Consider the following 15,270-nt stretch of genomic DNA (forward strand, 5'->3'; position numbering starts at 1 on the left):
AAAACGTTGGCCATTGCATTAAAAGCAACCCTGGCCGGAACAACAAAAAGGCTATTGCCATGCAACTCAGCCTAGGGGTATATTCCGGCCAACGGCTCTGTATTTTCTAAAGAACTACCTTTTGATTTTTAAATTTCGGAAGCACCGTAATGGCTGAAAACTTACTACTGTCTTCCATTTTATAGGCAGAAACAGATTTTACTTTATTAAGGGCAACCGGCTTTTTACTGTTTTGATTTTTCTTATTCTGGTTATTCATGATGCTGATAGTTAATGTTATATTATAAAACCTGATAAATAAATGAAACATACCAAGGGCCGCGAAGGCGGTGTTGCCGTTAGTTTTTTTTCTTAATCTCTTCAAAAAGTGAGTTCAGTTCATCTTTGTTTTTGACAAGTATCAGCTGAAGCCTTTCTAACATTTCGTCCTTACGGCCTTCTCTGAAAAACAAATCATCTTCGGTAAGTACCGAAAATCTCTTTAGCAGTTTTGCTTTTTGTTTATTCCACTCCTCCCTTATTTCTTCTCTGTTCATTTTTATTCATGTTTGTTTGCAAAAGAATCTTTGCATCATAAAGATGCGCTATTTTATGACTAACCCCGTTATACAATTATTCAGAATACTTATATAATTCACACATACGGTAATTCGGGTGTTTGCAGGCAAATGCGCAGGTTCAGATATTTTCAATGGGTATGCGTTTTTTGTCTCTCAGCGATTTAAAAAAAGAAGGAGTAAGGCCGGTTACCTTTTTAAACTGATTAGAAAGATGCGCCACACTGCTGTAATTAAGCTTGTAAGAAATCTCGGTAAGATTTAGTTCGTTATAGATGAGCAACTCTTTTACCCTTTCTATTTTATGAATAATAATAAACTGCTCAATAGTAATGCCGGTGGCTTCTGAAAACAAATTGGCCAGGTAGGTGTAGTCATAATGAAGTTTTTCGCTGATGTATTCTGAGTTTTTCATTTTGGGCAGCTCGTCGTCATAATGCACCATTTCTATAATTACATTCTTTATTTTTTGTATCAGTATTGCTTTTTTATCGTCCATCAATTCAAGGCCCGACCTCAACAAATTAGCTTTCAATAGTTTGTGCTGCTCTTCTGTAATATTTCCTTCTATTTCAATTTCGCCCAGATCAATAGACCTCCACCTGAGCCCCAGTTTATCGAGTTCGGCTTTTACAAGCATTTTACAGCGAATACTCACCATAAATTTTACATATAGTTTCATAAGGCCGAGTTAAAAGTTTTAACATGGTAATACATTAATAAAAGTTTTTGACCTGCCGCAAAACATTTTCGAGACAATAAACAACTACCCTGTTTTAAAGGCTTTCATGGTAACCAGCCCGTGCCTGGCAGTTGCCACCAACATTATTAACATTATCAAAAGCTAACATTAAATATGGTGGTATCAAAGCATATCAACACTTTGTGTGGCTGGTTTATGAGCGCTACGCTTAAACGTGTTGCAGCAGTACAGCATTAACAGTTGCCAGGTTAGTAGTTTTATAGGCTGCTAAAGAAAATAAAACAGTAATAAAAAATACCACCTAAATTAGATGGCATTTTATGTCCGATTAACCTTTAACAAAAAAATTTGGGTTACAAAAATTTAAGGCTTGTCACGCCAAAAGGTATTATTTGTGCTGCCAATGGCTTTACCTGTTTTTATGAGAAAAGCATTCAGTTGTTGCTGAATAGACTCCAGGTATTGCTCAAAATTGATGGTACTGATGCGCTTCTCTTCATACGATAGAAACAAAGGTGTTTCGCCAAGATGAGCATACAATTCCGGATACTGGTTTTGAATCTGCTCGGTTATCAGAAAGATACCGGCTATTAATTGCCTGTTGGTTTTAGGTTTCATAACCACTTTTTATAACTGTCAATATCATTTTGAATCTGCCGTTGGCTTTTATCAAATTGGGGGCATGAGCCGGTATAATAATAGACTGCCCCGTTTTTAACTCATGCGATTCGCCATTAATTACCATATTGGCCGTACCTTCTATGATTTGAGCGTAGGTGTCAAATGGAGTGGTTTTCTCTGTCAGCCCTTCGCCGGCATCAAAAGACATTACGCTGATATTCCCTGTCGATTTCTTAAGAATGGTTTTAATAACTACAGAATTGGGCACATATTCGATAATTTCCACAGTGATGTGTACTTTGGACTTTTCAATTTCCGGAGTTTCCATACAATATTATGAAGTTTTATTTTGCTAAAAACAAATGATTTTTTATACCTGCCATTGCTATTATGGCTGGTGAAGTATGCTATGCTGAAATGATAAATGGTGAGATTAACTGTTAAATACCGTAGGTACTGTTCGAATTTTTAGAAATTCAGGTGGATTAGTCAGATTTAGTTCAGCATACAAACAGATGGTTTAAAGTACCAAAGATGGAACTATTACTCCGGAAAAACATTACAAAAATCTGTGAAAGATTTACATGATTCACACATTGGCTTGGCCTGCAACTTTATCCAGCTTATTTTTTATTTCTTCCAGCAACACAAATTGTCGGGCCTGGGTATCAAACAAAGTTTTTATTTGCTTTTCGAGCAGTAAATCTACCTTCTGATTCAAGCTTCTGATTTGCATTTCGGCCTTCAGGTTAATCAGGTAATCGTTCTCTGCCCTTTTTCTGTCTTTTTCTTCCTGCCGGTTCTGGCTCATCATAATGATAGGCGCCTGAAGCGCCGCAATGCACGACAAAATGAGATTCATTAAAATAAACGGGTACGGGTCAAACCTGTGGGCCTTAAGCACAACCCCGTTTAAAATAATCCAGATTATCAGCACCAGCCCGAAAATGATTATGAACTTCCAGCTGCCGCCGAACCTGGCTACTTTATCAGAGAGCCTCTGCCCTCCGGTAAGTGTTTCAATCGGCGGATTCAAAAGATTCTGAATAATCAATTTTTCGGCTTTTATGGCTTCTTTTACAATCTGGTGCAGCTTGTCAAGATGCGCGTCTTCATCAGACAAAAGCTGGTTAATTTCGGTGTTTTCCATATTTATGGGTTTTGTTGCCCGGGTAAGCCGTTACAGCTCGCTCATAACACCCACTTCTGGCGATGAGATATGTTTTATTGCTTCCGTCAGCTTGTTGCACAGGGTGTCAGAATCGTTTGGCTTTTGAATAAACCCCTTTGCGCCCAGCTGAAACAACAACGATTTTTGCGCGGCATCGGTTGAAAGAAATACAACGGGTATATTTTGGGTTTGCGGGTTCTTGACAATTTCTAAAAAGCATTCAATTCCGTTCATTAAAGGCATGTTGATGTCGGTAAAAATAATATCGGGTAGCACTTTAGTAGTACGCAGCATTTCTATGGCCTCTTTGCCGTTTCTGGCAATGTAAAACAACTTGGTATCTCTTATTCCGCGCAGTGCCTCAATAAAAAACTCCTGGTCGTCTTCATCATCTTCTATTAAAAGAATCATATTTGTTTTTTTCATTTCATCCAATTTTTAGAATATTGAAATAGGTTATCAGGCGAAAAATCAAACTTTTTGATGTTGAAAATGGCAAGCGGGTTGCCTTCAATAGGGGTTAGCAGTTAGCTGGCATGAGGGGGCAGTTTCTTATTAAATCAGTACTTTTTAACAGTTTTGGCGGGTATCAGATACTTATATTAAGCTTAACAAATATGATATATTTACCTGGGCAAGGTATTACACAATTGAGCGAATGTGTTACATTATTCTTACATTTTGGTATTGAAGGGCGTTTATTACTAGCAAGAACCGGTAAAGAAATACCCAGTTAGTACAAACCAGCTGCGATCGTTGACGTTTTGAAAAAACTGAAAATGAACAAATAATGAAGTAGAATTAAAAGAACAAAATTGCGCCTTAGGCGGGCCCGAATGAAGCTGTTCAGCAATCAACAAGCCACCGTGTTTTACATCCATACGTCTTTGGGTAATACTTGAGCCAGCAAGACAACAATTACCCGTTGTCAGGGGGCAACAATGGTAAAAAGATAGATTATGAAAATAGCTATTAATACTAATCCCTGCATCAGATTGGTTTTGCCGGTTGTTAAAGAAATGGTTATAATAAACAAAGACAAACCCAACAGAATAGTTGATTTGATATCGATTCCTACGATCATTCTAATACCGGTAATGACAGACGTAATAGCTATGGCGGGTATACTAAGCCCGATGCTTGCAAGCGCCGAGCCAAATGCCAGATTTAACGAAGTTTGTATCTGGTTAGACCTGGCCGCACGGAAAGCCGCCATGCCTTCGGGCAATAAAATAATGGCAGCAATAATAACACCCACCAGCGACCTGGGCGCGCCTGCCCATGCCACTATGTGTTCTACATCTGCCGATAGTAATTTGGCCAGCAAAACCACTATGCCCAGGCAAAGCACCAATAACGCAATGCTCACATACATTTCTTTTTTTGAGGGTTTTTCCGGAAGGTTTTCTTCTTCGTCATGGCCAATGAGCTTATTGGCCGGCGATATAAAATAACTGCGGTGCCTGAAGGTTTGCACCATTGCAAAACCCACATACAAAACCAGACAAACGATGGCAATAAAAAGCAGCTGATAGGTGGTGTATTCGCCTTTGCCCTGGCTTATTGTATAATTGGGCAATATGAGTACAAAAATTATGATTGAAGTAAGCGTAATTAAGGCTGTGCTTACACCCTGAAGCGTAAAGCTCTGCTCTCTGTATTTAAGCGACCCTACAATGATGCACCCGCCTATAATACCGGTTAGAATAATCATAACGGCGGCAAAGATGGTGTCTCTGGCCAGCGTAATAGATTCAAGGCCTTTGGCGCCCAGGATAATAGAAATTATCAGGGCTACTTCAATTACGGTTATGGCAAAGGCCAGCAGTAATGTACCGAAAGGTTCACCCAGCCTGTAGGCAACCACTTCAGAGTGGTGCACTGCCGCTAAAACGCTACCCGTCAGTAACAAAGCCAGCAGGCCTGAATAATAATTATTGGCAAAATAGGTATGCCCGAAATATGCCAGCCATGCCAACGCCGGCACCAGGATTGTCCATAGCAAAAGGTAAATTTTTTTCTTCATTTTTTAATTGTGTGGTAAATCTAAGCGTGCTCAGGTTATAAATAAAAAAGTCTTTTACTTATAAACCAATCAGGCAAAGGCCATCCAGTCGCTGTTGCCGGCAATTTCATCAGCAGCCTGTATGTTTTTATGCCGGCTCATTGAGGCCAGCAGCACACCTATTTCATGTTTTACCAGTTCAATGCAATTATCTGTAAGGGCCTGGTTAAAACCTGTATCATTCAGTTTCAGCAAATCAGTAACCGTAATAACCCTGGCCACAATTTTACCGAGGTCAACCATTTTGCGCTGTGGCAGCGTGCCGCTGATACTGAAATTCAGTTCTTCGGCATATATTTTTCCGGCATCTGCAGTCAGTTCGTTTTCGTACATATAGCTTCCTAAATGCTCAGTTTTTTTCTTTTTCATATCTTTCAGAATCGCTTCTGAAATCTGCGTATAAAGCATTTCGTTTGAACCCTCGAAAATCTGAAACGGCCGGCTATCCATGATTCCCCTGCCACCGATATGGCTTTTCCGGTAACCTTTGGCCCCAAACAACTGCACATTTATTTGTGCCGACTCTTGCATCATGTCAGTTACCAGTGCTTTCATGCTGTTGGCTTGCAAACCGCTGGCGGCTACATCGTTTTCAATTCCGCTTACCGAACAACTTTTTGCACACATAGCCGAACATAAAGTATAATACGACTGCATTTTTAAAAGCTGAAAATGCACCTGGTCTAAAGAAAACAGATTACCACTGCCTACAATTCTGTCATTACAATGCTGCATGGCATCGGCCATCATACGCTTCAGAAAACCCATGCCCATGCCCGGAAACTGCAACCTGCTTCTGTGAAGCGTATCGAGCATCATTTTCAGGCCGGTAGTTTCTGGTATCAGTTTATTTTGCAGCGGCACATCAATATCTATTTTATTCAATCCGTAAGGAATCATATCTAAGCCGGCGTTATCGTAATATTCCAGCACTTTCACATTCTGTTCCTGATGGTGGGTATCGGCAATAAAAAAATCTACGTCTCTGTTCAAGCTACCGCTCGGCGATAAATTTCTTGACGTAATGAGCCAATAATCGGCCATTCCGGTAAGCCCCTGCCAATGCTTGGTACCGCTGATATGGTAAGAGTCGCCTTTCAGTTCGTTGCTGGTTTTCATGTTCAGGGCATCACTACCAAAATCGGGCTCGGTTATCATTAAACCACCCATGGCGCCTTTGTTAAGAAAGTGCTCAAAAATTTCAGGTTTTATCAGCTCATTGCCATATTTGGCAACAGGCTCTAAAAACAAAGCTATATTGATACCGAATATTAAAGACAAGGATAGCGACTCATAAGATGCCGCTGATAAAATGCCCAGGCATTCTTTTACGCTTGTGCCTCTGCCGCCGAACATCTTCGGAATAGCAACCGACAAAGGTTTTAGATTCATGATTTCTTTCCAGACATGCGGAGGCAACCCTCTTGAAAGACTGAGTTGGTCAATATTTTCTCTTTTGAAAAGAGAAGAAAGCGAAGTTTTGAAACGGTTGAGAAAATCTGAGTACAATACTTCAGGCAGGGATACGGCAAATTGATTCATGCTGAGAACTTGGGGTAAAGTGCTGCATGCCGTATATACAACAATAAAAAAAGAGAGAGCAACTAGAGAATACTAATTAAGAATCTAAACCGGCAGATTTAATTCTATAACGCAAAAATACTGGAAAAAGTTGTGTATTGAGGGGGGATAGTTTCATGCCTGGCGTACAGCCAGGTTTTCTAACACCCGAAACTCTACATTTTATAGATACCCATACGCCGCTAAAAACAAATAATTTCTGGTTTATGATAATTGATTTATGAAATGATTTTAGCTGACTTTGCTTAATAAAGACGTACTTAAATTACCAGTAATCAAGCGGCTGGCTTTAACCTTGAAGCCGGATTTCTGCATTTCAGTTCCGATTTTCCTCACTTCAGTCAGAATGACACAATGGCAAGGTTACAGATACGCTAATTTTGATAAAAGAATTAGTTAAAATCAAAGAAAAAATGAAGTTTTTGATGCCCCAAATCAAAAGATGCTTAGCGCTGTTTTTTGTGTTTATGATGCTTTTTCAAAGCTGTAAAAAAGACCAGAATGATACCCACAGCGAATCGAAAAACATACAGGCTGAAATCATCGTGCTGCAACCAACCGAAGCCTTGATCAATCAAACGTATCCTACCAGTTTACAGGGTAAAGAAAACGTACAACTACGCCCGCAGATAAGTGGTTACATAGAAAAAATATATGTCGACGAAGGCACTTTCGTAAAAGCAGGGCAGCCCCTGTTCAGGATTAATGCCAGCATTTACCGTGAACAGAAAAATACGGCATCGGCGGCGCTTTTAATTGCCAAAGCACAACTGGCGGCGGCTCAGCTTGAGGTTGATAAATACAAAGTGTTGAGCGAAAACAAAGTGGTGGCAGATTTTCAATACGAAAAAGCAAGAATCAACTACGAAAACGCCAGGGCTGCCGTACAGCAACAACAAACATTGGTTGCATCGGCGGATATAAATCTCGGCTTTGCTATTATAAAAGCACCCATCAGTGGCTACATTGGCAGAATCCTGAAGCGTACCGGCGCGTTGGTAGGGCCAAACGACTCTGAGGCATTAACCACTTTGTCGCAGGTAAATGAAATCTACGCCTACTTCTCGCTTCCTGAAAATGAAATACTGAAAATCAATGCTTCGCGCCCTGGAAAAACCCTGATTGAAAAACTGAAAAGCTACCCTGAATTAACCTTGTTGCTCGCCGACGGTAATACGTACGGGCATTCCGGAAAAATTGATATGATGGACGGCCAGTTTGACCCGACTACCGGCTCGGTTATAATCAGGGCTTCTTTCCCCAATCCTGAATCACTGCTCAGAACCGGTAACACAGGCAGAGTTTTGTTAAGTTCAACCCTGCAAAACGTTTATAAAATTCCGCTACTGGCTACTTACGAGGTGCAAGACAAATTGTTTGTGGGCTTACTTGATAGTAAAAATAAAATGGAATGGGTGGCGCTAAAAGACTATGTTAAATCAGGAGATTATTTCATTGTCAAGTCAGGTTTTAAAGCTGGCGACAGAATTGTGGCCAATGAGTTGGCGAGCATCCCTGAAAACTCTATTATAATACCTAAAGGGGTTAATTAAAATTTGAAAAAATGTTAAACAAGATTATAAAAAGGCCCGTACTGGCTACTGTTATTTCAATTATACTGGTTCTTTTAGGTATGGTGGGTTTATTGAGGATTCCGATGACACAGTTTCCTGAAATTGCGCCGCCAACTGTATTTGTATCGGGCGTTTATCCCGGAGCCAATGCTGAAAGTGTAATTCGTTCGGTGATTACACCATTAGAGCAGGCAATAAATGGGGTAGAGAATATGCAGTACATGACCTCCGGCTCATCTAACGACGGCAGCTTTTTTATTACCGTTATCTTTAAACAGGGCGTTAATCCGGATCAGGCTGCTGTAAATGTGCAAAACCGTGTGGCACAAGCTAACGCGCAACTACCGTCAGAGGTGATTCGCCTCGGGCTGAATACTACCAAGCAGCAGACCAGTAATCTGATGATTGTAAACATCAATAGCAATAAACCCGATAAATACAATGAGGCTTTTCTACAGAATTACGCCAATATTAATCTTATTCCTGAGCTGAAGCGTATACCCGGCGTAGGAAACGTGAATATGTTTGGGGCAAAAGACTATGCCGTAAGGGTTTGGATAAACCCCGCCAAGCTGGCATCTTATGGCCTTGTGCCTGCCGATGTTGAGACAGCCATACAAAACTATAGCTTTGAGGCATCGCCGGGAAGCCTGGGTCAGGAAACTGACGCATCTTTACAATATGTTTTACGCTACAAAGGCAAGTTGAACAAACCGGAAGACTTTGAGCAGATTATTCTCCGTTCAAAAACCAATGGTTCAGTATTGAGGCTGAAAGACGTTGCCCGCATAGAGTTTGGTCTTTCCAATTATTCAAGCGATACCTTTACCGACGAAAAACCCTCGGTAGTTTTTGCAGTGATTCAGGCCAGTGGTTCAAATGCCAACAGCATTGCCATTGAGGTAGAAAAATCGCTTAAAAAGTTCCAGACAACAGCGCCTGACGGTATTTCGTTCGAGATAATTCAAAGTATGAAAGACCGGCTGGATGCTTCTATCTCTCAGATGAAATGGACATTAATAGAGGCCTTTATTCTGGTATTTATTGTGGTGCTGGTTTTTCTTCAGGATTTCCGCTCAACCATTATACCGGCCATAGCCGTGCCTGTCTCTATCATCGGCACATTCTTTTTTATTTATCTCATTGGGTTTTCTGTTAATGTATTAACCCTATTTGCGCTGGTGTTAGCTATTGGTATTGTGGTAGACGATGCCATTGTGGTTGTTGAGGCCGTTCATGCCAAAATGCAGCAAACCGGCGAAACCGCCCGGGTAGCCACGGCCTCGGCCATGGGCGAAATCAGCGGTGCCATTATTTCTATTACACTGGTTATGTCGGCAGTTTTTCTTCCGGTAGGCTTTATGGAAGGCCCGGCGGGTGTATTCTATAAGCAGTTTTCGTATACACTTGCCATTGCCATTCTTATATCTGCGGTAAATGCACTTACATTAAGCCCGGCATTATGCGCCTTGTTATTGAAAAATACACATAGTGATTCGGGCAAAGATAAACAGAATTTTACCCGGCGCTTTGCTGTTGCCTTCAATGTGGGTTTTGAGCAACTGACCCATAAATACATAAGGGCCGTAAAGTTTTTTGGTAAAAGAAAAACGATAACCGTGGTAGCGCTGGCAGCTATTTCTACCGGTGCATTTTTTCTGATGAATACAGCTCAGAAAGGCTTTGTACCCGAAGAAGATGACAACAACCTGACATTTGTGGTTAACCTTCAGGCTGGTGCCAATTTGCAGTTTATTACAAAAGAAATGGAGAAAGCCACAAAAATTGTAATGGCACAGCCGGAGGTAAAAAGTATAAGCACCGTTACGGGCTTCAGCCTTTTCAGTTCAGGGTCTTCACCAAATGCCGCCATGGGTTTTATTACTTTGAAAAACCCCAAAGACCGCGGAGAAACATCAGAAATTAACAAGGTGATGCACAAAATAGAAAGTGCAATGAAAGGAAAAATACGTGGCGAAATTCTTATATTCCGCAACCCTGCGGTAGAGGGTTTTGGTACGGCGGGCGGCGTAGAATTTGTGTTACAGGACCGGACTTCCGGAAACATTTCTGCCTTTGAATCCATCAGCCAAAAAGTTATAGCGGCATTGAACGGACGGCCAGAGATTGGTACGGCATTTACTACATTCAGAAGCGATTACCCACAATATGAGGTGATACTAAACGAAGATAAGGCACAGCAACTGGCATTAACCCCAAAAGACGTAATGAATGCCCTTGAGCTTTATCTGACGGGGTCGCAAACAACAGACTTTGTGCGTTTTGGCAGGTTGTACAGGGTAAATGTACGCTCAGAGGCCGAGTTCCGGAAAGACGAATCTTCATTGAACAATATCATGATACGGAATAACCTAAACGAGATGGTGCCCATTGCCACGCTTGTTACACTCAAAAAAGTATATGGCCCACAGGGTATCAGCCGGTATAATTTGTATAACAGTATCAGCGTAAATGTGAATGCTGCACCAGGTATAAGCAGTGGTAAAATTATGGATGTGATAGATGAGGTAATGAAAAAAGAACTACCCAAAGGTATTAGTTATGAATATGCCGGGCTGAGCCTTCAGGAACGCAATTCAGGTTCGCAAATGGTGTTTATTTTTGGGCTAAGCATATTATTTGTGTACTTTCTGCTGGCTGCCCAGTACGAAAGCTACCTGCTGCCTTTGTCGGTTATGTTGTCGCTGCCAACCGGTATTCTTGGGGTATTTCTGGCTACCAGGCTGGCAGGTATTGATAACAACATTTATGTGCAGATAGCCTTAATTATGCTTGTAGGGCTATTGGCCAAAAATGCTATTCTGATTGTTGAGTTTGCCATTCAGCAACGCAAAGCCGGGATGTCTGTTTATGATGCAGGTATTGCCGGTGCCCGATTACGCCTGCGGCCTATTCTGATGACATCTTTTGCTTTTATAGCCGGATTAATACCGTTGATTTTTGCCAAAGGCGGAACAGCCATCGGTAATAAGTCTATCAGCATCAGCGCTGCGGGTGGAATGTTAAGTGGGGTAATATTGGGTATAATGATAATCCCGGTTTTGTATATGATTTTCCAGAACCTGCAAGATAAAATAAACAGTAGCAGGCAAGCAAACTAAAATGAAAACACTCATCAAATATAGCATAGCCATTGTGTTGGTTGCTGGCGTCTTGCAATCGTGCAAGGTAACGAAAGACTATGCCCGCCCGGAGCTGCGCCTTCCGGCCTCATTCGGTAATTCAATATCCGTAGCCGACAGCGTGGCCGAATTACCCGCCTACCAGCAGTTTTTTTCAGATGTGTATCTAATAAGATTGCTTGACCAGGTGATGGAAAACAATCCTGATTTACTTGTGGCATCAGAACAGATGCTGGCCTCAGAAGCATCCTTAAAAAGTGTAAAACTCAATTATCTGCCTGATATTAACCTGCAGATTAACTCGGGTGCTCAGAGAATTTCAAAAAACAGTATGGTGGGGTCATTTGCTGGCAACCTTTTGTTTGAAGAATATAATCTGGCCACGGCTGTATCGTGGGATATTGACTTCTGGGGCAGGCTTAAAAGACAACGTGAAGAGGCCCTGGCAAATTACCTGAGCCGTGCCGAAAACCGCCGGGCTTTACGGGTACAATTGGTGGCCCTTACTGCCCAGGCTTACTATAATCTGCTTGGACTTGACGAACAACTACGGATTACGCAAGCGGTGGAGAAAACCATGACGGAAACACTTGGTTTACTAAAAACACAATACTCTGTAGGAGACGCCACTTCGCTGGCAGTACAGCAATCAGCCGCACAATTGGCAGAAACCCGGGCATTAATTCCGGAAATAAAAGCCAGCATTCAGGCGCAGGAAAATGCCCTGCGAACCTTAAGCGGCAATTACCCGGGTAACATTCAGCGCCCGGGGGCATTGCAAGGCAGGGCCTTCAGAATAGATATTGATGCCGGTATTCCTGCCGGATTGTTAGCCAACCGCCCTGATGTAAAACAGCAGGAATTGCTTTTACAGGCCGCCAACGCAAGAATTGGCATAGCAAAAACAGCGTTTTACCCTAGTTTAATTGTTACGGGGCAAGGTGGGCTGAACGCAATTAAGGCAAGTACCTGGTTTTCAGTACCCGCTTCTCTGTTCGGAACCTTCTCCGCAGGTTTAACCCAGCCGGTTTTTAACAGGCGCAATATTAAATCTGCTTACGAGCAGGCGGTGCATCAAAAAGAAGCAGCCGTGCATGAGTTCAGGAAGTCGGTGCTGGTAGCGGTTGAAGAAGTAAGTACTTCGCTGGCCCATATCGACCAGATAAAAGTGCAGTTGGCAGAAGTAAACAACCGCAAAATAGCTATGGAAAAGGCAATAGCTGATGCCCGGATGCTCTATGCGGCCGGAGAAGCCAACTATCTGGAAGTGCTGGATGTTCAGCAACGGTACCTGCAAGCCAATTTGGCGTTTATAACTGTTACGCAAAAAGAAATAAATGCTTATATTGCCACATACAAAGCCTTAGGAGGAAATTAAATGGAGAACCAGGAAACAACCCGCAGCAGCCTTTTCTGGAAACGTGTTTTCCATTGGAGTGGCGTGCCGGTTTCTTTGGCATTAGCTAATTTTATCCAGTATCTTCTTAACCCAAAAAGTAGTTGCTGGTATTTTTATGTAGAAGCCAAATGGTTTGAAATCGGCCTTAACATTGCCGGTGGAATTTTGATGTACGGCATTCTGTTCTGGATGATCAGACTTATTTTCGGGTGGATTAATCAAAAAAATGTATTCAGAAATCACATGCTTCTGCATTTTCTCATCACTACAGGGGTGGTTATCTGTTGTATGTTCTTATTGCTATATCTTGAAAACGTGATTTATGATTGGAATTATCCGCAGACAGCGACAGACATCAAAGAGAGCGAACAAGGTCTGAGAAGTTATCTGGTGGTTAATATGTTAGTAGCTGCTTTTGTAAACAGCTTTTACCATTCTTATTACTTCTTTGAACAATGGAAAGCTAAAGTGATTGAAAGTAGTAAATTGGAGTTATTTTCTCATCAGTTGATAGAAAATGCCCTGCAGTCTGAATTGCAGATACTCAAGTTACAACTTGACCCGCATTTTCTGTTCAATAATTTTAGCATACTAACCCAGCTGATTGAAACCGACAAAAAAGCTGCGCAGGAATTTTTGGCTAACTTATCAAAGGTATATCGGTATATTCTGGCCACCGGAAAAACGGATATAGTACCTCTGACAGAAGAACTGAAGTTTTTAGAAACCTATTTTCATCTTATTAAGATACGGCATGGTGAAACCATTCATTTAACGGCCAATATTTCAGATTCAGATAAAAGAAAGGGTATTCCACCCGTAACCTTACAACTATTGCTGGAGAACGCCATCAAACATAATATTTCAACCATTAAACAGCCCTTGAATTTAACTATTGAAAGCGCAGAAGATGGTAAAATTGTAGTAAAAAACAACCTGCAGCCCATCAATATTGATTATAAAAGTACAGGAATGGGCTTAAAAAATATTATGGAACGCTACCAGCTATTAGAAGGCAAAATACCGGAAATCACTAAAACGGCGTCTTCATTTGAAGTAAAACTGCCGCTGTTAAATGTATTGGTTGCACAATGAATTACCTGATTATAGAAGACGAACAGCACAATGCCGAACTACTGAAAAGCATGGTAGAAAAGGTAGCCAGAAATGCTCATTTACTGGCGGTTTTACCTACTGTTCAGGAGAGTATTGAATGGCTGAATGCCAACCCAGCTCCGAACCTGATTTTTATGGATATCCGCTTGGCCGACGGTTTGTCTTTCGAAATATACAAAGAAGTAAAGATTGAGTCGCCTGTTATTTTTACAACAGCTTATGATGAATACGCCTTGCGAGCCTTTAAGGTTTATGGTGCCGCTTACCTGTTAAAACCTGTGGCAAAAGAAGAGTTGGAAGAAGCCATAGAAAAAGTAAACGAATACCGTTCATTACTATCGGCGCAAGATGTGAATGGTATTTTTGATATTCTGCGAGCTCAGCAAAAAACATATAAAAGCCGGTTCCTGTTGCATTATCGCGAAACCTACAAGGTAGTTTCGGTAACTGATATAGATTATATCTTTCTCGAACACAAGATAGTACATTTTAAGCTCCTTGATGGCTCAACCATTGCTGTCCCTTACACACTTGAGGAGCTGGAAGAACAACTAGACCCGGTTTTTTTCTTTCGGGTAAACAGGCAGTATATTATACATATTAACAGCATTGAAGGTATACACAAGTACTTTAGTGAGAAAGCCAAAATTGTATTGAAGAGTGATCGCAATGCAGAGGTAATTGTAAGCCGAAGCCGGATGCCGCATTTTAAACTTTGGCTTGGCGGATAAGTAGTTATAAAAACTAAACCCCGGATTCCGGAGTCTAAAACGCGGCTGTAAATTTAACTGAGTCAGGTAAAAATTTAGTTAAAATGACACAGTTCAGTTTACATAACCGTTAACAGGAATAAAAAAGGAAATGATAGATTTTAATTCCAGATTAATCGTTTCTTTTTTTGCAATGTCATCAGGCATACTTAAATTGCAGATATTTATTCATTGTGACTTTATGTTATTTATTGTTGGACAAAAATACTTCTGAAAATAAGTAATTTGCTAAATATCAATTCCTGAAACATTTCGCATCAAAGTTACTCTTTGGGTTTGCAAACTTTTTATTTCTGTTATCAATCATAATGAAAAAAAATCTACTTGATTTTGGGTTTCTGCTTATTTGTATTTTTCAAGAAGATAAATCTCAGTCCATCAGTATGGGTTATTTATATCCGGCACAATGTGCAGGCAACCGTATAAAAGTACTTTTTTCAACCAGTGCTATTCGCCTATACCTGAAAATAGTTGACTAAATCAAAGTAGAGGTACATCAAACGGATATTTCTATGAAAGACCTATAAAACCACTAAATTAAAGAGTTCGTAACCAGCTTAAAAAAGGTAG

At 41.0% G+C, this 15,270-nt stretch carries 15 protein-coding genes; 6 read left to right on the forward strand and 9 right to left on the reverse strand.

The window, feature by feature from the left end:
• Positions 1 to 106 precede the first annotated feature (106 nt).
• The 9 genes from NZ848_RS05205 to NZ848_RS05245 all read right to left on the reverse strand — a co-directional run bounded on the left by NZ848_RS05205 (position 107) and on the right by NZ848_RS05245 (position 6,659).
• On the reverse strand, positions 107 to 259 hold the full coding sequence (locus tag NZ848_RS05205; RefSeq protein ID WP_253526127.1) for a hypothetical protein: 153 nt from the start codon (positions 257 to 259) through the stop codon (positions 107 to 109).
• Between the two features lie 79 nt (positions 260 to 338).
• A complete protein-coding gene (locus tag NZ848_RS05210; protein WP_253526135.1) occupies positions 339 to 536 on the reverse strand; it encodes a hypothetical protein in 198 nt (65 codons plus the stop codon).
• 142 nt (positions 537 to 678) lie between these two features.
• Positions 679 to 1,239, reverse strand: coding sequence for a helix-turn-helix domain-containing protein (locus tag NZ848_RS05215; RefSeq protein WP_253526137.1), 561 nt, complete (start codon positions 1,237 to 1,239; stop codon positions 679 to 681).
• Positions 1,240 to 1,623: 384 nt separating this feature from the next.
• On the reverse strand, positions 1,624 to 1,878 hold the full coding sequence (locus NZ848_RS05220) for a hypothetical protein (protein ID WP_253526146.1): 255 nt from the start codon (positions 1,876 to 1,878) through the stop codon (positions 1,624 to 1,626).
• Positions 1,868 to 2,209, reverse strand: coding sequence for a cupin domain-containing protein (locus tag NZ848_RS05225; RefSeq protein ID WP_259014641.1), 342 nt, complete (start codon positions 2,207 to 2,209; stop codon positions 1,868 to 1,870). The genes NZ848_RS05220 and NZ848_RS05225 overlap by 11 nt, the downstream gene beginning before the upstream one ends.
• Before the next feature lie 261 nt (positions 2,210 to 2,470).
• Entirely contained in the window at positions 2,471 to 3,031 is a 561-nt protein-coding gene (locus NZ848_RS05230) for a DUF1003 domain-containing protein (RefSeq protein WP_253526150.1), read from the reverse strand.
• A gap of 30 nt (positions 3,032 to 3,061) precedes the next feature.
• Entirely contained in the window at positions 3,062 to 3,478 is a 417-nt protein-coding gene (locus NZ848_RS05235) for a response regulator (protein WP_253526159.1), read from the reverse strand.
• Between the two features lie 502 nt (positions 3,479 to 3,980).
• Positions 3,981 to 5,078, reverse strand: a complete 1,098-nt coding sequence (locus NZ848_RS05240) for a calcium:proton antiporter (RefSeq protein ID WP_253526166.1) — start codon at positions 5,076 to 5,078, stop codon at positions 3,981 to 3,983.
• 69 nt (positions 5,079 to 5,147) lie between these two features.
• Positions 5,148 to 6,659 (reverse strand): acyl-CoA dehydrogenase family protein, encoded by a 1,512-nt coding sequence (locus NZ848_RS05245; protein ID WP_259014642.1) that lies wholly within the window; start codon positions 6,657 to 6,659, stop codon positions 5,148 to 5,150.
• A 464-nt stretch (positions 6,660 to 7,123) separates the two neighbouring features.
• Here NZ848_RS05245 and NZ848_RS05250 point away from each other — a divergent pair, with 464 nt between their 5' ends.
• The 6 genes from NZ848_RS05250 to NZ848_RS05275 all read left to right on the forward strand — a co-directional run bounded on the left by NZ848_RS05250 (position 7,124) and on the right by NZ848_RS05275 (position 15,179).
• Positions 7,124 to 8,251 carry an efflux RND transporter periplasmic adaptor subunit gene (locus tag NZ848_RS05250; RefSeq protein WP_259014643.1) on the forward strand — a complete coding sequence of 376 codons (1,128 nt, stop codon included), beginning with the start codon at positions 7,124 to 7,126 and terminating at the stop codon, positions 8,249 to 8,251.
• Between the two features lie 11 nt (positions 8,252 to 8,262).
• Positions 8,263 to 11,394 (forward strand): efflux RND transporter permease subunit, encoded by a 3,132-nt coding sequence (locus NZ848_RS05255; RefSeq protein ID WP_259014644.1) that lies wholly within the window; start codon positions 8,263 to 8,265, stop codon positions 11,392 to 11,394.
• A gap of 1 nt (position 11,395) precedes the next feature.
• Positions 11,396 to 12,793 carry an efflux transporter outer membrane subunit gene (locus NZ848_RS05260; protein ID WP_259014645.1) on the forward strand — a complete coding sequence of 466 codons (1,398 nt, stop codon included), beginning with the start codon at positions 11,396 to 11,398 and terminating at the stop codon, positions 12,791 to 12,793.
• Positions 12,794 to 13,909 (forward strand): sensor histidine kinase, encoded by a 1,116-nt coding sequence (locus tag NZ848_RS05265; protein ID WP_259014646.1) that lies wholly within the window; start codon positions 12,794 to 12,796, stop codon positions 13,907 to 13,909.
• Positions 13,906 to 14,661: a LytR/AlgR family response regulator transcription factor gene (locus tag NZ848_RS05270; RefSeq protein WP_259014647.1), complete on the forward strand. Its 756-nt coding sequence runs from the start codon at positions 13,906 to 13,908 to the stop codon at positions 14,659 to 14,661. The genes NZ848_RS05265 and NZ848_RS05270 overlap by 4 nt, the downstream gene beginning before the upstream one ends.
• Positions 14,662 to 15,008: 347 nt before the next feature.
• Complete coding sequence (locus NZ848_RS05275) at positions 15,009 to 15,179, forward strand: hypothetical protein (RefSeq protein ID WP_259014648.1); 171 nt, start codon at positions 15,009 to 15,011, stop codon at positions 15,177 to 15,179.
• Positions 15,180 to 15,270: the final 91 nt, after the last annotated feature.

Origin of the sequence: Emticicia fluvialis, from assembly GCF_024793945.1 — a bacterium.
GTDB lineage: Bacteria > Bacteroidota > Bacteroidia > Cytophagales > Spirosomataceae > Emticicia > Emticicia fluvialis.